19 protein-coding genes and 1 pseudogene are annotated in these 21,185 nt (G+C 71.4%); 10 read left to right on the top strand and 10 right to left on the bottom strand.

Annotated features, from left to right (window positions below; all coding sequences use genetic code 11):
* The first annotated feature begins 124 nt into the window (after positions 1 to 124).
* Positions 125 to 880, top strand: coding sequence for a helix-turn-helix domain-containing protein (locus tag ACFWWR_RS34480; protein ID WP_384307459.1), 756 nt, complete (start codon positions 125 to 127; stop codon positions 878 to 880).
* A 259-nt stretch (positions 881 to 1,139) separates the two neighbouring features.
* Here the strand turns inward: ACFWWR_RS34480 and ACFWWR_RS34475 are convergent, their stop codons facing one another.
* Positions 1,140 to 1,670 (bottom strand): peptidoglycan-binding protein, encoded by a 531-nt coding sequence (locus ACFWWR_RS34475; protein WP_383872549.1) that lies wholly within the window; start codon positions 1,668 to 1,670, stop codon positions 1,140 to 1,142.
* Between the two features lie 147 nt (positions 1,671 to 1,817).
* On the opposite strand from ACFWWR_RS34475, the gene ACFWWR_RS34470 reads away from it, so the two are divergent.
* The 4 genes from ACFWWR_RS34470 (at position 1,818) to ACFWWR_RS34455 (ending at position 5,921) form a co-directional block, all read left to right on the top strand.
* Positions 1,818 to 2,825, top strand: coding sequence for an ArsR/SmtB family transcription factor (locus ACFWWR_RS34470; RefSeq protein ID WP_383872552.1), 1,008 nt, complete (start codon positions 1,818 to 1,820; stop codon positions 2,823 to 2,825).
* 203 nt (positions 2,826 to 3,028) lie between these two features.
* Positions 3,029 to 4,252 (top strand): M20 family metallopeptidase, encoded by a 1,224-nt coding sequence (locus ACFWWR_RS34465; RefSeq protein ID WP_384307456.1) that lies wholly within the window; start codon positions 3,029 to 3,031, stop codon positions 4,250 to 4,252.
* 27 nt (positions 4,253 to 4,279) lie between these two features.
* Entirely contained in the window at positions 4,280 to 5,326 is a 1,047-nt protein-coding gene (locus ACFWWR_RS34460; protein ID WP_384307455.1) for a DUF5937 family protein, read from the top strand.
* Positions 5,327 to 5,375: 49 nt separating this feature from the next.
* Positions 5,376 to 5,921 (top strand): hypothetical protein, encoded by a 546-nt coding sequence (locus tag ACFWWR_RS34455; RefSeq protein WP_384307453.1) that lies wholly within the window; start codon positions 5,376 to 5,378, stop codon positions 5,919 to 5,921.
* Positions 5,922 to 6,217: 296 nt separating this feature from the next.
* Here the strand turns inward: ACFWWR_RS34455 and ACFWWR_RS34450 are convergent, their stop codons facing one another.
* Positions 6,218 to 6,985: a class I SAM-dependent methyltransferase gene (locus ACFWWR_RS34450; protein ID WP_384307450.1), complete on the bottom strand. Its 768-nt coding sequence runs from the start codon at positions 6,983 to 6,985 to the stop codon at positions 6,218 to 6,220.
* Positions 6,986 to 7,079: 94 nt separating this feature from the next.
* Here ACFWWR_RS34450 and ACFWWR_RS34445 point away from each other — a divergent pair, with 94 nt between their 5' ends.
* Complete coding sequence (locus ACFWWR_RS34445; RefSeq protein WP_384307448.1) at positions 7,080 to 7,634, top strand: winged helix-turn-helix transcriptional regulator; 555 nt, start codon at positions 7,080 to 7,082, stop codon at positions 7,632 to 7,634.
* A gap of 532 nt (positions 7,635 to 8,166) precedes the next feature.
* On the opposite strand, the gene ACFWWR_RS34440 is transcribed toward ACFWWR_RS34445, so the two are convergent.
* From ACFWWR_RS34440 to ACFWWR_RS34420, 5 genes are all read right to left on the bottom strand, one after another.
* A complete protein-coding gene (locus ACFWWR_RS34440; RefSeq protein WP_384307445.1) occupies positions 8,167 to 9,219 on the bottom strand; it encodes an NAD(P)/FAD-dependent oxidoreductase in 1,053 nt (350 codons plus the stop codon).
* Between the two features lie 11 nt (positions 9,220 to 9,230).
* Complete coding sequence (locus tag ACFWWR_RS34435) at positions 9,231 to 9,749, bottom strand: isoprenylcysteine carboxyl methyltransferase family protein (RefSeq protein WP_383872571.1); 519 nt, start codon at positions 9,747 to 9,749, stop codon at positions 9,231 to 9,233.
* Positions 9,746 to 10,834, bottom strand: coding sequence for a type III polyketide synthase (locus tag ACFWWR_RS34430; protein WP_384307443.1), 1,089 nt, complete (start codon positions 10,832 to 10,834; stop codon positions 9,746 to 9,748). The genes ACFWWR_RS34435 and ACFWWR_RS34430 overlap by 4 nt, the downstream gene beginning before the upstream one ends.
* Positions 10,835 to 11,148: 314 nt before the next feature.
* Positions 11,149 to 11,991 (bottom strand): UbiA family prenyltransferase, encoded by an 843-nt coding sequence (locus tag ACFWWR_RS34425; protein ID WP_384307440.1) that lies wholly within the window; start codon positions 11,989 to 11,991, stop codon positions 11,149 to 11,151.
* On the bottom strand, positions 11,982 to 12,296 hold the full coding sequence (locus tag ACFWWR_RS34420; protein WP_384307438.1) for a hypothetical protein: 315 nt from the start codon (positions 12,294 to 12,296) through the stop codon (positions 11,982 to 11,984). The genes ACFWWR_RS34425 and ACFWWR_RS34420 overlap by 10 nt, the downstream gene beginning before the upstream one ends.
* Positions 12,297 to 13,154: 858 nt before the next feature.
* On the opposite strand from ACFWWR_RS34420, the gene ACFWWR_RS34415 reads away from it, so the two are divergent.
* Positions 13,155 to 14,033, top strand: coding sequence for an oxygenase MpaB family protein (locus ACFWWR_RS34415; RefSeq protein WP_383872582.1), 879 nt, complete (start codon positions 13,155 to 13,157; stop codon positions 14,031 to 14,033).
* A 451-nt stretch (positions 14,034 to 14,484) separates the two neighbouring features.
* Here the strand turns inward: ACFWWR_RS34415 and ACFWWR_RS34410 are convergent, their stop codons facing one another.
* Complete coding sequence (locus ACFWWR_RS34410) at positions 14,485 to 15,012, bottom strand: DUF1062 domain-containing protein (RefSeq protein ID WP_383872664.1); 528 nt, start codon at positions 15,010 to 15,012, stop codon at positions 14,485 to 14,487.
* A gap of 400 nt (positions 15,013 to 15,412) precedes the next feature.
* Between ACFWWR_RS34410 and ACFWWR_RS34405 the strand changes: the two genes are divergently transcribed.
* The gene (locus ACFWWR_RS34405; protein ID WP_383872585.1) at positions 15,413 to 15,745 is read left to right on the top strand and encodes a hypothetical protein; all 333 of its coding nucleotides are present in this window, start codon (positions 15,413 to 15,415) and stop codon (positions 15,743 to 15,745) included.
* Positions 15,746 to 15,889: 144 nt separating this feature from the next.
* Here ACFWWR_RS34405 and ACFWWR_RS34400 read toward each other — a convergent pair.
* Positions 15,890 to 17,123, bottom strand: a pseudogene (locus ACFWWR_RS34400) (glycoside hydrolase family 1 protein).
* Positions 17,124 to 17,152: 29 nt separating this feature from the next.
* Positions 17,153 to 18,502, bottom strand: coding sequence for a mucin-1 (locus ACFWWR_RS34395; RefSeq protein ID WP_384307435.1), 1,350 nt, complete (start codon positions 18,500 to 18,502; stop codon positions 17,153 to 17,155).
* Positions 18,503 to 18,683: 181 nt separating this feature from the next.
* Here ACFWWR_RS34395 and ACFWWR_RS34390 point away from each other — a divergent pair, with 181 nt between their 5' ends.
* The gene (locus ACFWWR_RS34390; RefSeq protein WP_383872591.1) at positions 18,684 to 19,706 is read left to right on the top strand and encodes a LacI family DNA-binding transcriptional regulator; all 1,023 of its coding nucleotides are present in this window, start codon (positions 18,684 to 18,686) and stop codon (positions 19,704 to 19,706) included.
* A 69-nt stretch (positions 19,707 to 19,775) separates the two neighbouring features.
* On the top strand, positions 19,776 to 21,116 hold the full coding sequence (locus tag ACFWWR_RS34385) for an ABC transporter substrate-binding protein (RefSeq protein WP_383872594.1): 1,341 nt from the start codon (positions 19,776 to 19,778) through the stop codon (positions 21,114 to 21,116).
* Positions 21,117 to 21,185 lie beyond the last annotated feature (69 nt).

Here is a 21,185-nt window from a genome sequence, read left to right as displayed (position 1 = left end):
TAGATGGCCATAAATCGTTGCAATGATTTGCGACCTAATGCAACGTCGCGCATCTCGTTCGTTGCAATGAATGGGCAGTGAACGCTATGGTGGGACACCAAGCAGTACGACTAAGGAGGCCGCGATGCCGGGAGGCAGGCTCACCCAGACCGAACGCCAGCAGATCGCGCTGGGGCTGGCCGACGGCCTCGCTTACGCGGAGATCGCCAGAGGCCTCGATCGTCCGACCTCGACGGTCACGCGCGAGGTGATGCGCAACGGGGGCCCCACCGCATACCGTGCCGACCTGGCCCACCGCGCCACCGAACGCCGCGCTCACCGGCGTCGGCAGGCCGCGCCTCGAGGAGCGGAGGCGCCCCCGCAGGCCCATGGACGCGACGCCGAGGCCGTGCGCGAGTACGAGGAGGTGTTCACCACCGTCCTCATGGGTTCGGGTATGCCCACGATGATGTCCCGGGTGATGGCCTGCCTCACCCTCACCGACGCCGGCAGCCTCACGGCGTCCGAGCTCGTCCAGCGCCTGAAGGTCAGCCCGGCGTCGATCTCCAAAGCGATCGCGTTCCTCGAGAGCCAGGGCCTCGTCCGCCGGGAACGCGACGAACGCCGCCGCGAGCGCTATGTCGTCGACGACGACATCTGGTACCAGTCGATGATGGCCAGCGCCCGGTCCACCGCCCAGATCGTCGAGATCGCACGCCAGGGCGTCGGCGTGCTCGGCCCCGACACCCCGGCCGCCGCCCGCCTGGAGAACGTCGCCCGTTTCCTCGACTTCGTCTCCGAGAGCATCGCCCGCGCCGCCGAGCAGGCCCGCGAGATCCTCCACACGAAACCCGAGACGGCCTCGAGGGGCACTGACACGCCAGGTACGGGTCTCGGATAGTCGGTTGTCCTACTGGTCACAGCCGAACGGCTGGACGACGCGCAGCGCCCCTGCGCATCGACGGCGGCAGGGGCGACTGGGACGAGACGAGCGGTGCGCGAGTGGCAGCGACCTGACAGCGGCAGCGACCCGACAATGATGCGCTGATTCGGCAGGGGCGACGGTCCGGGGTGGGTCGGAGTGTCGGAGCCTGCGGCCGGCGGTGTGTGAGGGGTTGAGGAACGGTGCCTGACCTCCCTCACGCACCGCGCCGCATCGACTAGCTGCAGGTCCGGTAGTTGTAGCCCGCTATGCGCCCGCTGCCGTCGCCGTCGGGGAAGTGGTAGTAGCCGTCGCTGTCGCGCGAGAGGGTGAGGCGGTGGCTGGTGCCGATGTAGTAGGCCACGGTGTTGCCGCCCGTCCCGCCGTCGGCGTTGCGCAGCCAGTTGCCGGCCGCGGTCCAGGTGTTCTGTCCGGCCGAGCCGTCGCTGCCCACTTGGAACTTGGTCTGCCACCTCGCGGTCGCGGCCGCGGTGGCGCTCCCGAAGTCACCGTCGACGCCGGAGGCGGCGAGTTCGCCGTCGGCCCACAGGATCTTCTGCCACAGGCAGGTCGCGTTGGACTGCTTGTTGTGACCGGTGTCCACGATGCCTTCGTTGTCCCAGTCGTCGGCGAAAACCCCTCCGCCGTAGACGTAGGCCAGGCCGCTGTAGGTGCCGCTCGCGGACGCCGGGGTGGCGCTCAGTGCGACGACGGCGGCGGTCAGGGCGCCGATCGTGCAGGCGGCAAGCCTGGATCTCTTCGAGGTCACGGGAGTTCCTCCTGGTTCGGGTGACGGTGGACCGTCGGATTCGGGCCACTGGGGCTACTTGGCCTGGCGGAACCTTGGCAGGGACTCGTCAGGAACGACACACTCTTGCGGCTGAGCGCAAATATGGAGATCTCCGGGGGGAATGGCGTGCTCCGTATTCACTTCACCGAGGTCGATCTGGCTCGTGTCCGTGTCGCCACGGAGCCGGACTCGATGTGGGAAGTGCTCGCGACCCTTCACCGCCTCCAGTCGCGCGTCGGCCGCTGGCAGTTCGCCGCCTGGCACCGCACAGTCCGTGCCGACCTGGGCGCGGCCGGACTGGCCCGGCCCGTGCGAGAGGTGCTGTTCGCCCTGTATCCCCTGGGGCCGTACCTGCCTGACTTCCTGACGCCGATGGAGTCCGAGGGCGGCCTGGGGACGGGCCTCGACGGCATCCTGCGCCTGTCCCGGCAGGACGTGCTCGACGAGATACGGCTCCTCGACCGCGTGTGCGGTGTCCCGTCCTGGGCCCTGCTGCTGGGGCAACAGGCCGAGCGGCGGGAGCTCACCGAACTGATCCGCCGCTTCCACGCGGTCGCGGTCGCGCCCTTCGCGGAGCGCATGGACAGCGGGATCATCGCGCACCGGAGCCTTCTCGCCCGTGCCCTGCTGACCGACGGGATCGAGGGCGTGCTGTCGAGCCTCGGGCCTCGGATGCGCTGGCGCAATCCGGTTCTCGAAGTGGACTACAGAACGGATCGTGACCTCCACTTGCGGGGGCGAGGGCTCAGGATCGTGCCGACGTACTTCTCGTGGGGCACCCCGGTCGCGCTGGCGAACGCCGAGCTGCCGCCCGTTCTGTCGTATCCGCTGAACCGTCCGACGGCGCCGGAGGATTCGCACCACGGTGAAGGAGCATCCCTGGGAGCCCTTCTCGGGGCTACGCGAGCGCGCGTCCTGAGGTGTGTCGCGGACGGCCTGACGACGGGAGAGCTCGCGCACGCCGTGGGGGTCTCGCTCTCCGCCGCCAGCAGGCACGCCTCGGTGCTCCGGGACGCCGGGCTGACGACCAGCCGGCAGATCGGCCCGGCGGTCCTCCACACGCTGACCCCGCTCGGGGCCGCCCTGCTGAGTCAGGCCTTCGGCGGGGCGAAGGCGGCGCGTTCCAAGTCGTAGGCGCGCGAACGCGGTACCCGGCCCGACCACGGTTCCGGCAAGGACGGACCCGTCGTTTCACATCTCCCACCAGGTACTCCGGGGCGTCCGGTGAGGGTTACCTGGGCAGCGGTAACCCGGCGCCGCCCCGGCCGTCGGGGCCGCAGTCTCGTCGTACGCGGCGCGTGACGCGCGTCGCCTCGGTCTCGTACGACGGGAGCCCCATGTCCGCCACGCCTGCCAACTCCGCCACGCCTGCCGCGCCCGCCTGGCTGGAGAACCTTGTCACCCAACTCGCCGCACTGCGCCCCCGGATGGAGGAGGTGAGCCTGGCCGTCCACGCGCGACCGGAGCTGAAGTTCGCCGAGTTCCACGCCCGCGACGTCCTGACCGGCTGGCTCGCGGAGTCGGGATTCTCGGTGACGGCCCCGGTGGGCGGGCTCGACACCGCCTTCGTGGCCGTGCACGGGAGTGGGCGGCCCGGGCCGTACGTCGCCGTCCTCGCGGAGTACGACGCGCTGCCCGGGGTCGGGCACGGCTGCGGGCACAATCTCATCGCGGCCGGCGGGGCGGCGGCCGCGATCGGTGTCGTACGCGCCCTGCCCCGGCACCCTGGCACGGTCGCCGTGATCGGCACGCCCGGAGAGGAGATGGGCGGCGCGGGCAAGGTGCGGCTGGCCGAGGCCGGGGTGTTCGACGGCGTCGACGCGGCGGTGATGTTCCACCCGGGTGACCGTTCGCTGACCGCGGCGCACGCGCTCGCGGCGGCGCATCTGCGGGTCGCCTTCACCGGTGTGAGCGCGCACGCCGCGAAGTCCCCCTGGGAGGGGCGCAGTGCACTGGCCGCCGCCCAGCTGTTCCTCAACGCGCTCGACACGATGCGGCAGTTCGTGCCGCCGAGCGCCCGGATCCACGGGATCGTCTCGGACGGCGGGCAGGCCCCGAACGTCGTCCCGGCCCGCGCCGCCGTGGATCTGTACGTACGGGACCGTACGGCGGCCTCGGCCCGGGCCCTGGTGGAGCGGGTGCGCGCGGCCGCGGTGGGCGCGGCGCTCGCCACCGAGACGCAGGCGGAACTGACCGAGACCGGTCCGCTGTACGCCGAGCGCCGCAACAACACCGTGCTCGCGGAGCGGTTCGGGGAGGCGGTACGAGCGCTCGGCCTGGACATCGCGCCCGGCGACCAGGACGGCCCGGCCGGCTCCTCCGACATCGGCAACCTCTCGAAGCTGCTGCCGGTCATCCACCCGTACATCCAGGTCGCCCCGGCCGGGACACCGAGTCACTCGGAGGCGATGTGTGCGGCGGCCGCGACGCCCTTCGCCCATGACCGTACGCAGGTCGCGGCGGCGGGTCTGGGTACGGTCGTCGCCGAACTGCTCACGCAGCCGGGACTGTTGGCGGCGGCGCGGGCCGAGTTCGCGGCGGAAGCCGAGGTGCTGACGTGAGCGGGCCGCGGACCTACACTCCAGCTCATGTCGGTCGTGATCGTCCTGGAAGGGGCCGCCCCCGACCGCTTCGCCGTCACCGTGTCGCCGCTCGCGGAGCTCGCGGCGAGCCTGCACGTGCTGACGGGGCACGCGCACCACACCGAACACGCGCCGTGGGCCGAAGAGGTCACCGGTTCCGCCCCGCCCGCCTTCCGGGCCGGCCTGCGACGGTTCGCACCGCTGTGGACGGCGCTGCGGTGGCGGGGCTTCTATCCGGGGCTCGACGTCTCCCTGGGCCGGCTTCCGCTCGACCGCTTCGCCGAGCTCACCGCCTACACCTGCGCCAGCGGCTACCGCGGCTTCGGCTTCGGCCGTGTCCGCCACGACCCGGCGCAGGCCGCCGCACTGCGCCAGGCGGCCTCCGGGCTGCCGGAGCCGCATCTCGCCCTCGCCGAGGACCTGTTGCGCGACGCCGAGGCACTGCGCGCGGACGTCCTCGGCTTCCTCGAACTGTGCCGTGGTGTCTTCTTCGATTCCTTGTGGCAGAAGACCGAGCCCACCCTCACCCGCGCCGCACACCGCCTACGGCAACGGCTCGCGGACGAGGGGCCCGCCGCGGCCCTGCTCTCACTCAGCACGTCCAGCACCCGGCTGTCCGGACCCGCACGCGTCGTCCTCGACAAGGTCCACCACGCGGTGATCACCCCGGCCCGTACGCCCGTACTGCTGATCCCCACCAGGTACGGAGCGCCGCACCTGCTCGTGAAGGACGAGCCGGGCCTGCCGCCGGTCGTGCACTTCCCGGTCGACACCCCGGAGGTGGGCGTCACCCTGGCCCGCAGCCGCATGCTCGCGCTCACCGATCCGCGCCGGGTACGGCTGTGCCGGCTGATCGCCCGTCAGGCCATGACCACCGCCGACCTCGCGGACCGGCTGCAGATGACCCGCCCTCAGGTCTCCCGTCATCTGCGCACCCTCCGCGACCTGGGGCTCGTACGCGTGCAGCGCAACGGCCGCTACGTCCACTACGGCCTCGATCTCACCGCTGTCGAGCGCATCGGCCGGGACGTGGCGACGGCGCTGCAGTACTGACCGCTCCGACGCCACTTGGAAGTGCCTTCCCGGACCTTGGAGTCCAGCCGTGACCAGCTATATGACACGCCGCTACCCGATCGTCAGGCATCGCGATCTCTGGCCGTCCCTTCCGTGGAGCGCGCTGCGCCGGCGGCCCCTGGCCGCCGAGGCGGACGAGATCCTCGTGTACCGGACCGGACGGGACACGTACACGGCCGGCACGGCCGACACCTCTCTCGCGGCGCGGGCCACCGCCGTGAGCGTCGTCGATCTGAGCCGCGACGTGGGGCTGGTCGTCGGGTGGACGCTGGCGGCGCGCGACTCGGCGTTGGACTTCCCCGTCACGGTGACCTACCGCTGCACGGTCCTCGACCCGGTCGCGGTCGTCCGGGCCCGCAACACGGACGCCGTCCGGAACACCCGCCGCTTCCTCGCCCAGGACCGCACGCCGTTCGAGCTCGACGGTGCCTTTGCGCCGGGCGACGAGCGGGGCCTGCGGGGGGCGCTGACGATGCTGCTCACGGCGCGGTCGGCCCGAAGGACCGTCCCCGGAGTGCGTGTGCTCGCCGATGTGGATGTGGGGCCCGCAGATCTTCACGCCATGGAGGCCTGACCTGGCGTGGGGCGAGGCGCCCGCACGAAAGGGGAGCTCGGCCGTGATCACCAGATCCGTATCCGGGAGCTCACTGCCCCGCGGGAAGCACGGCGGCGGACAGACCTGCGTGACCGAGCGCACGTCGATGGCTGGGCGCCAGTTTTTGATCTCGGCGTCTGAAGAGGAACCATGGAGCGCGATGCGTGCGGCACCTGCTCGTGACGACTTCTCGTGCGGTGTCGCGAACGGCGAGCGAAACACGGTCTTCTCGTTGGTGCGCCCGGGAGGGCCGGGCCGGGGTCGGGAGGCGTCACTCACGCCCGGCAGACCGCGTATCCCAGATACGTCACCACCGGGCTGCCCTCCGGCTCGAGCACCATGTCGACCAGCTCCGGCAGCTGATCGTCGGTCAGCGTGCCACGCCTGCGCCCGCGCGTCGCGCGCACCAGGCTGCGTACGTCTCGCGGCTTGAACGCCGAGACGTCCTTCGCGGACAGCCCCGCCCGGTCGAGGGACTCGGCGAGCTCCACGGGGCGGCGCAGCCGGTGTGCGGCGTAGCGACCGCGGGGCATGATCCGGGTACCCGGGAAGGCTTGGAAGGCACCGAGGTAGATGAGGCGGGACACGGGGGTGCGGTTCACCGTGTCGTAGACGAAGGCTCCGCCGGTACGCAGAACGCGCGCCGCCTCCTCGAGGACCGAGTCCGGCCGTTCGGTGATCTCGAGGGTGTCGGCGCAGTACACGAGGTCGAAGGAATTGTCCGGCAGGTGCAGTTCCTCCGCGGGTGTCGTCAGGTAGGTGACGCCCAGCCCGTCGTCCGCGTCCCATGCGAGGGCCGTCGCAGCGGGGGACGGATCGGCGGCGACGACCTCGAAACCGAGCTGGGCGAGGCCGCGGGCCAGAAGGCCGCGCCCGCTGCCGACGACGAGCGCCCGACTGCCGGCCGGCCCGAGGCTCAGCTCCGCCAGCACGTGCCGCAGGTACTCCAGCCGTACGGACTGGAAGGTCAGGGCCCGGATGTGGCGGCCGTCGACGGCCGCGGGCCCGGCCGAGTCGAGTGCGATGTGTGGGGCGGTGACCATGGCAGGATCCCTCGACGTTCGGGGTCAGGTTCCCTGAGTGAACCTACCAATTCCCAGGTTCCCTGAGGGAACCCGGCGACGATACGCTGGGAGCGTGACCCGTACTCCCCTCTCCGGCGTCGCGTGCTCGATCGCCCGCGCGACTGACCTGTTCGGCGACGCCTGGACGGCCCTGATCATGCGCGACGTCCTCGTCGGCATCCGCCGCTTCGACGAGTTGGCGGAGGACCTCGGCCTGTCCCGCAAGGTCCTCGCCGCGCGGCTGGCCCGGCTGGTCGAGGAGGGCGTGCTGACGCGCGAGCGGTACCAGGTCGGTCCGCCGCGCGAGGAGTACGTGGCCACGGAGAAGGGCCAGGAGCTCTACCCTGTCCTGCTGGCGCTGATGACCTGGGGCGACAAGTGGTACGCGGGGCCCGCGGGGCCGCCCGCCCGGATCCGCCACGACGCCTGCGGCCACGTCACTGTGCCGGTCGTGGCCTGCGACGCCTGCCGGAAGCCGCTCACGGTGGCCGACACGACACAACTGCCCGGCCCCGGCGGGCAGGTAGGGCCGGGCACGCGGCTGTTGGGACCGCTGATCGCCGCACGGGGGGACAAGAGCCCGGCCCCGGCCACCACCGCAGATGACGCCAGATCAGCTCCTTCCTGATCTCGCCGCCGCCCGGCTCTCGTTACCCAGGGCGTCCTGCCCGGCGCAGGCCACGCGGAACTCGGCGGTAGTAGCGGCTTGACCGCATCTGAAGTCCGTCGTCCACGATCCACCGCTGACTGCTCACGCACCACGAACGGCCGGATCATCACGCGGGCCGCGCCCGCCCAGCCCCCACACGTGTTGCGAGCCCTGAGCACGCACCCTCGTCAAGGTGCACCAGCGCGCCATCCAGTGGCCGTCCACCGGTGGCGCGGTGACGAGCTGTCGGCGCCCTGGGGGCAAGGCCCACTCCAACGCCACCGCCAACGACTGGTGGCAGCGCCCATGCCTGGGCCACGGGCTGCTGACCGAGCGCCAGATCCCGGGCGAACCTGAGGCGATGGTGTTGCCGCCAGAGGCTCAAGTAGGCCGCCGACAGGACGGTCGGTTCAGGCCGGCCGCGACGGCACTCCCGTCCGGACCGAACCGTGCCTGCTCGTCGACGAACAGGCACGTGAGGGAACGATCGAGCCGGTGACCGCGCCGATCTCTATCCAGTCGGCCGGCTCGCCCGATACTGCCCGGACGGGCGGGCCAGCGCGTCGACGGTCGCGGAGAACAGCCACGGCAGCCGCTGTGCCACAGGCACCAGCGCCGCTCGAGCCGGGGGCACCCGCGTCGCGCCGAGCAGCGCGTGGGTCAGCCAGCGGTATCGCCGTGTGAGCTGCCGCCACTCCCGCTCGTAGCCCGCCAAGTCACCGCTGGTGACCGCTCGGACGGCCGCCGGTGCCTGCGCGAGCGCCAGCGCGATGCCCTCACCGGTCAGCGCGTCGACGTAGCCGGCGGCATCGCCGACGAGCAGCACGCGCCCGGCGGTGCGTGCGCTCGTGTCCTGGCGGAGCGGGCCCGCCCCGCGCACCGGTCCGGCGTGCCCGGCCCCGGCCAGCCGCTCCCGCAGTTCGGGGAAGGCTGCGAGGTGGTCGTCGTACGGTCCGCGGGCGGTGGTGAGCACCGCGACGCCCACGAGGTCGCCGGCCACCGGGGTCACGTAGGCCTCCGCGTCTCGGGCCCAGTGCACCTCGACGTGATCGCTCCAGGGGGCGAGTTCGTAGTGGCGCCGCAGCCCGTGTCGCGTGCGGGCCCGGCGTGGCCGGTCGAGCCCCAGGGCCCGGCGGATCGGGGAGTGCAGGCCGTCGGCCGCGACGAGATGGCCGGCACGGGTGCCGTCGACCACCACCCCGTCCTCGTGCTGCTCGACACGGTGCGCGGTGCGCTGCTCAACTCGTACGCCCGCGGCGAGCACCGTCTCACGCAGCGCCGCGTGAAGCGTCGTGCGACGTACCCCCCGGCCCGGGCCCGCTCCGAAATCGGCATCGACCCGGCGTGGCCCTGCGACGTAGCGGATGCCGCGCAGGTCGTGCCCCGGCGGGTGCACGCCGAGCGCGGCCAAGGCGGTGACGGCACCCGGCATCAGTCCCTCGCCGCACGCCTTGTCGACGGTGCCGGCGCGTTGCTCCCACACGGCGACGTCGAGCCCCGCCCGGGCCGCGTGCAGGGCCGTGGCCAGGCCCGCGGGCCCGCCGCCGACGACGAGCAGGTCCATGTGCGTCTCCCTCAGGCCAGTTGTGCCAGGGCGGCGTCCTCGGTGCGGACGCGGGTGGCCAGCAGGAACCCGTTCAGCGCGGTGAAGACGACCGCCGTGACCCAGGCCGATTGCACCAGGGGCAGGGCGAGTCCCTCCACGACGACGGCGACGTAGTTGGGGTGCGGGATCCAACGGTAGGGGCCGCCCGTCACGCGCGCGGCACCCGGCACGACGATCACCCGGGTGTTCCACTGCCGTCCCAAGGTGGCGATGCACCACCAGCGCAAGGCCTGCGAGGCCACGACGAGGGCGAGCATGGACCAGGCGAGGGCCGGTGGCGTGTCCGGTCGGCGCGTCCACACCTCCACGAGTGCGCCGACGAGCAGGCCCGTGTGCAGCACCACCATGAACGGGTAGTGCCCCCGCCCGGACTCCACGCCGCCCCGCGCGAGGCTGAGGGCGGCGTTGCGCTGGGACACGACCAGCTCGGCGACCCGCTCCAGGCCGACGGCCAGGACCAGGACGGTGAAGAGGACCTCGCTGCTCACTGTTCACCACCCGGAGCGCGCAGGAGCACGAACTCGGAACAGAAGCCCGGGCCCATGGCGAGCATGAGGCCGTAGGAGCCGGGCGGGGGCGGACGGTCGGCGAGTGTGTCCGCCAGGACGTGCAGCACCGAGGAGGAGGACAGATTGCCGATCCGGCGAAGCGAGTCCCAGGTCACGCCCAGGGCGTCCCGCTCGACCCCGAGGGCGTCCTGCAGCGCTTCGAGGACCTTGGGGCCGCCGGGGTGCGCCACGTACCAGCCGAGGTCGTCGCCGGCCAGGTGGTGGTCGGCGAGGAAGCCGCGGACATCGTCGCCGACATGACGGCGTACCAGGTCGGGGACCGAGGGGTCGAGCACGATCTTCAGCCCGCCGGAGCCCACGTCCCAGCCCATCATGCGCTCCGAGTCGGGGTAGAGACGGCTGCGCGACGCGAGGACCTCGGGACGAGCCGGGTCGTCGGACTGCGCCAGTGGGTGCTCGGCCCCGACGGCGACCACGGCCGCGGCGCCGTCCCCGAACAGGCCGCTGGCCACGAGATTGGCGGCCGAGGCGTCGTCGCGCTGAAGCGTGAGCGAGCACAGCTCGACCGACATCAGCACCGCGACCCCGTCCGGGCGGCCGCGCAGCAGGTCGTGCAGGCGGGCGATACCGGCCACGCCCGCCACGCAGCCGAGGCCGACGAGGGGCAGACGCACGACGTCGGGCCGCAGCCCGATCTCCGCTGCGACGCGGGCCTCGAGCGAGGGGACGGCCAGGCCGGTGACCGTGCAGGACACGATGTAGTCGACGTCGGCCGGTGTGAGGCCGACGCTCTTGAGCGCGTCGACGACCGCGCGAGCGCCGAGCTCGACGCCGGCCCGGATGAAGACGTCGTTCGACTGGCCGAAGCTCTCGAGCCGGGCGTACTCCTCCAGGGGGAGCACGGTGTGCCGGGTCTCGACGCACACGTTGCGGTGGAACCGTTCCACGATGCCGTGTTTGGCAGTGCCCCCGACCAGCATGGAGGTGAAGGACTCGGTGATGTCCTCCTGTCGGTGGCGGTGTTCGGGCAGGGCGCCGCGAACGCTGAGGACGCGCATGGTCATGCTGGCTCCTGTGGTCGGCTGGTCGAGCGGGTGGGCGCGACGATCGCACGACCGAGGCCGAGCGCGACGGTCGGGATGACTCGGCCCCGGGCACCGTCGAGTTCGACGAAGCCGTCGAGGACATGCTGCTCGGCGGCCGGCTCGCGCAGCCCGCTCCGAGGCCCCGCGTGTTGCGAGCGTGGCGGTGCGGCACGGCTGGCGCACTAGGTCCCGACGGTCCAGGAGGGCGACGCGAAGGCCCGGACCGGCGTGCGACCAGCCCCGGGGTGGCGGCGCCGGCCACCGGGAGGTCGAATTGCCGGGGTGGGGCGCCATCAGTCGGCCGCCACGAGCAGGACGACGTCGAGCAGGGCGATGGCCACCGCGGCCCGGAAGGGTGCACGACCGCGGGTGACCAGCGTGAGCAGTGCCAGGACGGTCACCAGCGCGAGGACCGCCCACGCCCACGCCGGGGGTGGTCCTGCGGGGCCGAGCACGGCGATCAGCGAGGCGGCGGACAGCAGCACGGCGGCAAGGACGCGCGAGCGGCGTTCGCCGATCCGGTGCGGGAAGCCGCGGACGCCGGTCCGTTCGTCGTCGGCGAGGTCGGGCAGCGTGTTGAGCAGGTGAGCCCCGACACCGAGCGTGGCGCCGGCGCCCGTTATCCACAGCGGCGCCCAGCCCTGGGCGGGGTCGGCGAGGGTGACGACCGAGGGCAGCGTCCCGAAGGCGCAGGCGTACGGCGCCCAGGACCACGCGGTCGCCTTGAGCCCAAGGTTGTAGGCGTGGCCGGCACCGGTGGCAAGGGTGGCGTTGACCAGCGCGCTGCGCCAGTCGGCCAGCGCGGACAGCACGAGGCAGGCGAGTGCGGCCACGACCAGGGCCGGCACCACCCGGCTGACCGGGAGGGCTCCGACGGCCAACGGCTTGTCGGTGCGACCGACGGCGCGGTCGCGACGGAGGTCCAGCAGGTCGTTGCCCCAGCCGATCGTGAGCTGGCCGGTGAACACCGCCGCGGTGACGGCGACGGCGTCGAGCGGGTGCAGGTCGGCGCGGAGTGCGAGCAGGCCCGTGACGGCGGTGACCGCAAGGGCGGGCCCGCCATGGGCGGCGGTGAGCAGCGCGTGCACGGGCGAGGGTCCGGAGCGCGCCGGGACCGCGCGGGTGGTCACGGGCATCGCCGCACCCCGACCGGCCCAGGACGGATCGTGGCGCCGAGCACCGTGCGCGGGCGCGGCACATGCGTTCTGCCGGACGAGGCGCCCATCATCCTCTCGACCACCTCGGTGGACACGGCCGAGCCGTGCTCGGCCGGGGGCCGGCCGGGCTCCGTGCGCGCGCTGCTCGGGTTAGTCATCGGGAGTCGGCAGTCCATGTCGAGCCACACGGTGTCGACGTGCTGAAGGCGTACGTGCCAGGCGACCGACAGGGCGGCGCGGACCACCGCCGCCTTGGGCGCGTGCACCGGCCCGGCGACGAACACGTCCGCGATACCGCCGCGGTCACGGGCGTACCGGCGGCAGATGTGAACGGACCGCCCGCGCGCCGGCGGAGCGCGGTGGGGACCGTCTGGACGGGCGGCCCTCGGCTCATCGGCGGGACCGGCAGCAGACCGAGCATCTTGACGGGTACGCCGTACCAGAAGAGGGCGGATGCCGGTGGCGCCGGTTCGCCGTACCGGAACAGGGCGGATGGCGGGGGCGCCAGTGCGCGGTGTCGGAGGGCGGATGCCGGTGGCGCCCGGGCCGACGACAACGGGCTGCAGGCGGGTGAAGCGCGAGCCGGTGCCGGAGGCGTCGTGCTGGTGGAGGAGGCACCCGACCGGCGATTCGTGTCGGCCGTGCCGCGAGTCGGGCGCCTTCGGTGGGCGAGGACTCTTCGAGCCGGCGGTCGTCCTGCTTCGGTGAGCAGGCACTGGGCGAGGCCATGTGGAACAGTCGCGTGACGCCGGTCCCGGCGACGGCTCGGCGCACCCGGCGGTTGCCGACGATGTCCCGTGGCAGGACGCGGCGCTCACCTCGACCGAGCCCCGGTCGACGCCCCGGCTGCCGGAGTCGTCGGGAAGCCGCCGGACCGGGTCGAGGAGGTCGAGCGTGCCCTCGGCATGCGGGCGTCGTACAACAACGGAGCCGGTGCTTGCCGTTGCACGTGTGACCATGAGGGGCATACAGGATCGCTGCCACGATGCCCGCCCGCTCACACGAGGCACTCCGGCATTTGGTGGGCGTCCGGACGTCCGCAGCCTCGGAAGCCCTCGCTGCGCTGCGCGTCGTGCCCGTCGTGCCCTTCGACAATGCCGCCATCTGTTCCGCCGCGGATGCCGACGTCGCAGAATGGGACTATGGACAGGGACGTCCTCACGGTTTCCGGCGTGCGGGACAGGCTCGGCAAGGCGCTCTTCAGCCGCGTCGCGGGGCCGGACGGTCCTGCGAACCGGGCTCGCATCCACGACACCCCGGGGCCGCGATGGTTCGGCGCGGAGCGGCCCATCCGCGTCGTACACGGCGATGCCTCCATGTTCATCGGCGGACTGCGCGCCCTGCTGCTGCAGTCCCTGCACCCGCTGGCCATGGCCGCCGTGGCCGCTCATTCCGGGTACCGCGGCGACCCCTGGGGGCGGTTGCAGCGCACCAGTACGTTCCTCGCCGTGACAACCTTCGGAACCGCCGAAGACGCCCGCAGCGCCGTCGAGCGGGTCCGTGCGATCCATGAGCGGGTGAGCGGCCAGACAGCGGAGGGCGAGCACTACCACGCCGCCGATCCCCACCTGCTCGAGTGGGTGCACGTCACCGAGACGGACAGCTTCCTGCGCGCCCACGAGCGCTTCGGGGCCCGGCCCTTCGCTTCCACCGACTACGACGCCTACGTGGCGGACACTGCGAAGGTGGCCACGGCCCTCGGGGTGCCGGACCCGCCACGGACGCGGGCGGACCTCGAAGCACGTCTGGCCGCGTACCGTCCGGAACTCCGCGCCACCCCGGAGAGCAGGGCGACCGCGCGCTACCTGCTGGTACAACCACCGCTGCCGCTTGCCGCCCGGCCCGCCTACGCCCTGCTCGCCGCCAACGCGGTGACGTCCCTCCCCGAGTGGGCCCGCAGACTGCTGGGGCTTCCGCGCATCCCCGTGCTGGAGGCCGTCGCGATACCGCTCACCGGCCATGCTCTGACCAGGGCGATCAGGTGGAGCATGAATCCCCCGCCCCCGACCGACGTCCGGTGAGGGATTCCGGCGGCACGCCGTCAAGCACAGGGGAGCTGGCCACTGAACCGATGGCCTGTCGGCATCGTCCGGCAGCCAGGCCGACCGCCTCGGCACCGAAGCCCACACCCGCCCCGGCCTCCCGCCGCTCCTCCTGACCGACCTCGTACGCCTCCGCGAGACGAACTCCGGCCCGTTCTCACCAACGCCGAGAGCACTCCACAGCCCGCCCCGCCGACCGCTGCCCAGTCGCGAGGACGTCCGAGCCGCCGCCGACGCGATCACCGCCGAGACCGGGCACACGCCGAGCGTCCTCGCACTCGCCAGCCGCCTGAAGATCGCCAACACCACCCTTCGCCGCGACTTCCCCGCGATCTGCGAGGAACTGTCCCACTCTCCATGAACGAGCCTGTCCCTGGCCAAGGGCCTGTCCGGTCGATCTTGCCGGACAGGCCCTTGGTCCCGAGGAGGCTCAGCGCTTGAGCGTGAAGGTGAAGTCGCCGGAGAGCTTGCCGTTCAGCCGGACTGCCGAGACGAGTTTCCCCTCCATGATCAGTCTCCCGGCCTCGGCCCGCGAGAGACCGCAACCGTCAGCGATCAGTCGCACCGGCCGGACAGGGATCCGCGCCGCGAAGCGGACCGAGACGTCGATCACCTCGCGGTCCAGGTGATCCGATCCGCCGGTGTCGAGGCGCCAGGCGTTGTCCCAGTCGAGGGCGATGCGATTACGGCGCCGCACGACCGGATCCCGGAGCAGCTCAGCTGCCAGGCCAGAATCGTTGTCATGCATCCGGTCCAGCAGCTCAGGTCGTACGGAGCGCACGTTCATCCGCTCCAGGACCGTGAGCTTTGCCGTGTCCCCGCAAGCGGTACACAGCACGAGGAGCCATGCGTCGATGAGCTTGTGGTTGGCGTTGACGCGAAACTTACCGTTTGCCCGGAAGCGCCCGGACGCGCACGTGTGGCAACGGCGGAGCACGGTCGGCAGGCAGGTGGGCATGACCACCCAGGTATTGAGCACAGAAGTACACCGGTTTCAGTGAGAAGTCCGCAGCAAAAAGGAGCGCGGCGCACATGTGCGACGCGCGACAAATCAGCGCTCGGGAGGTCTCACAGGGTGTACAACGGCACGTCCTTGCCTGGGCGACTCGGTTCGGCAGCACGGTAGTGGCGCACAGCGGCGGTGCTCCACTGGTTTTTGAGCGCGACACTGCCAGGGCCCATCCGGCGGATCACGGACGAAGCCGGAGCCCCGCGACGGCACTCCGGTCCCCATGTGTCCGGCAAATCTCGCAGTACAAGTGGGCTTTGGCCTTGATCTAATAGCCGCTGGGGACGGATGCCCTGCAGGTGCGGCTCGATCCTCGGTGGGCCAGGCGAACGAGAGCGGACGGTGGAAGATGACCACTCTGGATTCTGGAAACGTTCTCGACGGTGGCTGGATCACCGAGACCAACCTGCGGCCGCTGTGTGAATCGGTCGCATGGTTCGTGGGGTACGAGTTCGACGACTCGGACTGGCAGGCCATTGAAACCGCCCTGCCGACTACAGATGTCGAACGGTCCGAGTGGTACGACTACCCGCTGTTGGGCCGCGTACCGCTGACACTGTTCGTAGCAGCCGATCCAGGATTTGCTGTGGTCTTCGTCAGGTTTGCAGGGGGACTCGACAGTCGTACAAAGGCACAGATCGAGGCGGCGCTGTACATCTTCGCGGCCTGGGAGGTGACCTGACGGGACCCGGCAACCCGCCCCGTGATCGAGCGAAAGCGGAGGCATTTCGTCAGGCCAGGAAGCGAGCACCTCTGAACCGCACCGCGCTGTCGGTGATTTGGCGAAGACAGGGGTGGAGCCGGGGACTTGGCCCGCACGGGTCGATCAGGAGGTGGCTCGGGGCAGTGTGCCGGTGCGGGCGAGCACGCCGAGCCAGGCCGCCGAGGGCTTGGGGGTACGTTCGAAGGTCTCGGGGTCGACGGAGATGAGGCCGAAGGTGGGCCGGTAGGAGCCCCATCCTAGTTGTCGAGTGCGCTCCAGTGCAGGTAGCCGTGTACGTGGAGGCCGTCCTCCAAGGCGGCGGAGACTTCCTGGAGCGCTCCGGTGGTGTAGTCGATGCGGCGTGTGTCGTTGTCGGTGGCGATGCCGTTCTCGGTGACGATCAGGGGGACATGGCCGACGATCTCGGCGGTGTGGCGCAGGGCGTATCCGATGGCTTGTGGGTAGTACTCCCAGCCGGTGAGGGTGCGTTCGGCGTCGTCGGGGGCGGGGATGGGGCCCTCGGGGGCGATTCTGGTGCCGGTGTAGGACTGGACGCCGATCCAGTCGTCGTCGCGGGCGGCTTCGATGAAGACGTCTTCTCGGGGGTGGCTGTAGGCGGCTTCGGCGCCCGGCAGGGCCTGGTAGACCTGGTTGGCGATGGACCAGCCGGCTTGGATGTCGGCGGAGACGGCCTTGACGGCGGCCGTCGCGCGATGGTGCGCCTGGATCAGGGCGTCGGTGGTGGCCTTGTCGGGTAGCACGAGTCCCGCCGTGGGAGGTGCTTCGGTGCCCAGTTCACGAATGGCGCCGGCGACCGCGATCATGTTGGGCTCGTTGATGGTGCACACGTGCCGTACGCCGGTGCCGATGATCGGCGCGGTCGCCTGCACGTACCGCTCGAACAGCTCGGGGGCGCCGTCCGCGGTCCAGCCGCCGCGCTCGGCGAACCAGCGCGGGACGGTGAAGTGGTGGAGGGTGATCATGGGGCGAAGGCCGCGTTCGACGGCGCCGTCGACCATGCGCCGGATGGGGGCACCCCCATGCCCTTAAGGCTATGGGGGAGGGCGATCTCGGCCTTGGAGAAGTGCCCGGGTGCGGGTTCGATGCGGGCCCATTCGATGCTGAAGCGGTAGTCGGTGAAGCCGAGTCGGGCGAGCAGGTCCATGTCCTCGCGCCACCGGTGGTAGCTGTCGGCGGCGTCGCCGCTGGGCTCGGTGATGGAGCCGCCGCTGTGCTCCATCTGCCACCAGTCGCTGTTGACGTTGTTGCCCTCGATCTGGTGGGCGGCGGTGGAGGCACCCCACAGGAAGCCATCGGGGAAGCGGAGACCGTCGGCGGTGACGTTCACGGCGGGCATGACTGGGCCTTTCCGGAGGAGAGTTCGGGTCAGCACGGTGACGGGCCGGGCCAGATGGCCGAGGCGTCGTCGCGGTGGGGATGGGGCAGCCGGATCGGGCGGACGGGAACAGCGCGTTCGCGTCCATCGGCGACGGCCGTCCATCGGGCGGGATGGCCGGAGTAGCACAGGGTGGTCAGGGCGAAGACGTTGTCGGCGTAGACCTCGACATACTCGCCGATGGTGAGGATGCGCAGGGCGGCGGCCGGTTCGGTCAGCACGGTCCCGCCGAGCCGGGTCCCGTCGGGGCCGGTGGCCCAGAGGTTCTTGCCGTCGCAGCCCACCGCGAGGGCCGGACCGTCGCTGTCCGGGGTGTCGGTGCGCAGGGTGATCTCGACGGGTCCGGATATGCCGAGCTCGCCGACCGCGTGCAGGACGGGGCGGTCGGTCTCCTCGCCGAGCCAGGCGTTCAGGCCGGGCCACCATTCCAGGCGGGGCGCCGAGTCCTCGGGCGTGACCAGGAGCTTCGGCTGGGCGAGCATGCCGCGGCAGCGGTCACCGGCGTCGCTGAGGCCGACGCGGCGGGGCGTGGTGTGCAGCACGACGCGGGAGCCGTCGGGCGCGGCGATGACGCGCGGAGCGTAGGAGCCGGTCGGCCCGAGGGGCCCCCGGCGGGTCCAGGGCCCGCGCAGGCGGGGTGCGGTCCATGCCTCGAAGCCGCGTGTGGCGCCGATGGAGCCGATCAGCAGCCAGGTTCCGTCGTCGAGGCGTTCCAGGACCGGGCACTCCAACTCGTCGACGTCGCCGGGTGAGATGAGCGGTGGGTGGACGGTCCAGTGCTCCAGGTCGTCGGAGGTGGCCCAGGCGACGCAGCCGCCGACTTCCACCGGCAGGGAGGCGTCGCTGGCGCATACGGCCATGACCCAGCCGTCCGACTCGTCGTCGCGGACGACGAACGGGTCGCGCCAGCCCATGTGCTCACCGGTGCGATACCAGCGTGCGTCCGCCTCGACGACCGGTCCTGCCCCGTGGCGCCGCCAGCCCGTGCCGTCGGTGCCGTCGGAGTACGCCAGCCCGACCGACTGGAGCGGCCAGCCGCCGGGCGTGAGACCGGAGACGCCCGTGTAGAACATCGCCATGCCGCCGCCGTGCCGGAACGGGTGCATCGTCCACACCGCCTGCTGGTCGAACCGGCCGGGCAGACCGTTGCCGAAGGCGGTGCCCTGCGGCTGCCACTGGACCAGGTCGGGGGAGGTGGCCCGGCCGTAGGAGGTCTCCATCCGCAGGTGGTCGAACTCCGGTGTCCAGGGGCCCTGAAGGTGCAGCACCGTGTAGGTGCCGTCCTCGTCGCGCAGGAGGGCGAAGTCGTTCACGCAGAGGCCGGGCGGGGCGTATCGCATGCACAGTTCCTGTCGGCTCCGCAGCGCCCAAACGTGTGCGCTGACGCTTGATAACGAAAAGGTCTCCTGAGGATCGGCCCAAGTAAATATGAACGCAAACGCTTGCGCAACAAGGTGGGCGGGTTTACGGTCACGTCACCCACAGATCACACCGACGTGAAATCAACGGGAGGAATACGCCGTGACGGCCAGCATCACCGATGTCGCCCGCGCCGCCGGAGTCTCGCCGTCCACCGTGTCCCGCGCCCTGCGCGGCCGGCCGGGCGTCTCCGACGAGGTGCGCGCCCAGATCACGGCCATCGCCGCACAGCTCGGCTACACAGCCTCCCGCTCCGCCTCCAGCCTGGCCAGCGGCCGCACCTTCACCATCGGCGTGCTGGTCCCGTACGTGGGCCGCTGGTTCTTCGGCACCGTGCTGGACGCCGCCGAGAAGGTGTTCAGCACCGCCGGGTACGACGTGCTGCTGTACAACCTGGGCTCGCCGGAGACACGCAAGCGTTTCTTCACCAGGCTGCCGGTCCGCAAGCGGGTGGACGCGGTGCTGTCGCTGCTCATCCCTGACGAGGAGGAGTCGGCCGCCCTGCGCTCACTGGGGGTGCCGCTGGCCACCACGGTCGGCGGCACCCGGCCCGGCTTCACCGTGGTCGGTATCGACGACCGAGCCGGCACCGAGAACGCCGTACGGCATCTGGTCAACCTCGGCCACCGCCGGATCGGCATGATCAGCGGGACCAGTGGTCCGCTGCACTGGACCACCCCCATCGAGCGCCGCCAGGCATACCTCGACGTCCTCGCCGACGCCGGGATAGAACCCGACCCGGCTCTGGAGGCGGACGGTGACTACACCGTCGAGGGCGGCGAACGGGCCATGACCGAACTGCTGGCCGCCGCCCGCCCGCCGACCGCAGTGTTCGCGCAGTCCGACGAGATGGCGATGGGCGCCCTGCGCGCCCTGCGCCGGCACCGGCTCAAGGTGCCGGACGACGTGTCCGTCGTCGGTTTTGACGACCACGAACTCGCCGACGTGGTCGGCCTGACCACCGTCGCCCAGCCGGTCGCCGACCAGGGCGCCGAGGCCGCCCGGCTGCTGCTGCGACAGCTGGACGAGCCCGACGGCGAACCACCCGCCGAGCACGTGCAGATGCCCATCCGCCTCGTCCTGCGCGAGACCACCGCCCCGCCGCGCCCCCGCGGACCGCAGTAACCCTCTGAGCCCCACGCCCGGAAATCACGTCAGCACCTCGAACCCTCGCCACAGCACGGAGGCACAGCCATGAGCTCAACCAGTAGAAAGTACCGCCGCACCGCCTGTACGGGCCTGGCTCTGGCCCCCCTTCTGGCGCTGGCCGCCTGCGGCTCGGGCGGCGGTACCGATGCCTCCGCCGAAGCCGGGAGCGGCAAGGGCACCATCAGTGTCTGGGCCCACCAGGGCCAGAAGAACGAGACCAGCGCGCTGCAGACCGCGGTGAAGTCCTTCAACTCCTCGCAGGACAAGGTCAAGGTCGACCTGAAGCTGATCCCCGATGTCGACTACACCAAGGTCATCACGGCCACCGACGCTTCCGAGCTGCCGGACGTGATGGAGTTCGACGGCCCGACGATGGCGAACTTCGTCTACAACAAGAAGCTCGCGCCGATAGACACCTACGTCTCCGCCAAGACCATGGAGAACGCCACGCCGGCCAGCAAGGCGCAGGGCGAGATCGACGGCAAGCACTACGGCCTCGGCATGTACGACTCCGGGCTCGGGATCTACGGCAACAAGAAGCTGCTCGACGCCGCCGGGGTGAAGTACCCCAAGGGCCTGTCCGACGACTGGACGGCAGCTCAGTTCACCGCCGCGCTCAAGACGCTGAAGTCCAAGGACTCCGACGGCAAGCCCCTCGACCTCCAGGAGACCGCCGGCTACGCCAACGAGTGGGGCACCTACGGCTTCGCCCCCGTCGTCTGGTCCGCGGGAGGCTCCCTTCTCAAGGACGGCAAGGCGGAAGGCGCCCTCGACACCCCGGCCGTGGTCTCGGCCCTGAAGACGTTCCAGTCCTGGAAGACCTACGTCGACCCCAACACCGACGGCAACGCCTTCGCCAAGGGCCGCGTCGCCCTGAGCTGGGTCGGCCACTGGATGTACCCCGCCTACAGCCAGGCCCTCGGCGACGACCTCGTCGTCCTGCCGCTGCCCGACTTCGGCAACGGCCCCAAGACCGGCCAGGGCTCCTGGGCCTGGGGCATCGGCGCCAACAGCAAGAACGCCAAGGCCGCCGGCACCTTCCTGGACACCCTCCTCGACGACGCCAACATCACCGCGATGACGACGGCCAACGGAGCGGTGCCCGCCACCAGGACGGCCCTCGCCAAGAGCAGCCTCTACAAGCAGGGCGGCCCGCTCCAGCTCTTCGCCGACCAGCTCGCCAAGCCGTGCGGCGACACCGACATCACCAAGTCCTGCGTCGCCGTCACCCGGCCGGTGACAGCCGGATACCCCGTGATCACCTCGAAGTTCAGCGAGGCCCTGAACTCCATCTACGGCGGCGCCGACCCGAAGAGCGCCCTGGAAAAGGCCGCCCGCGCCATAGACCAGGACTTCTCCGACAACGCCGGCTACCAGATCCCGTAGGACCCATCGGCCGGGGCGGGCCCGCGCAAGGCGCGCCCGCCCCGCCGGGAACAGGACCTCCCGTGACAC

Source organism: Streptomyces sp. NPDC058678 (assembly GCF_042714835.1).
In the GTDB taxonomy this organism is placed as follows: Bacteria; Actinomycetota; Actinomycetes; order Streptomycetales; family Streptomycetaceae; genus Streptomyces.
This window is presented reverse-complemented; position numbering and strand designations above follow the sequence as displayed.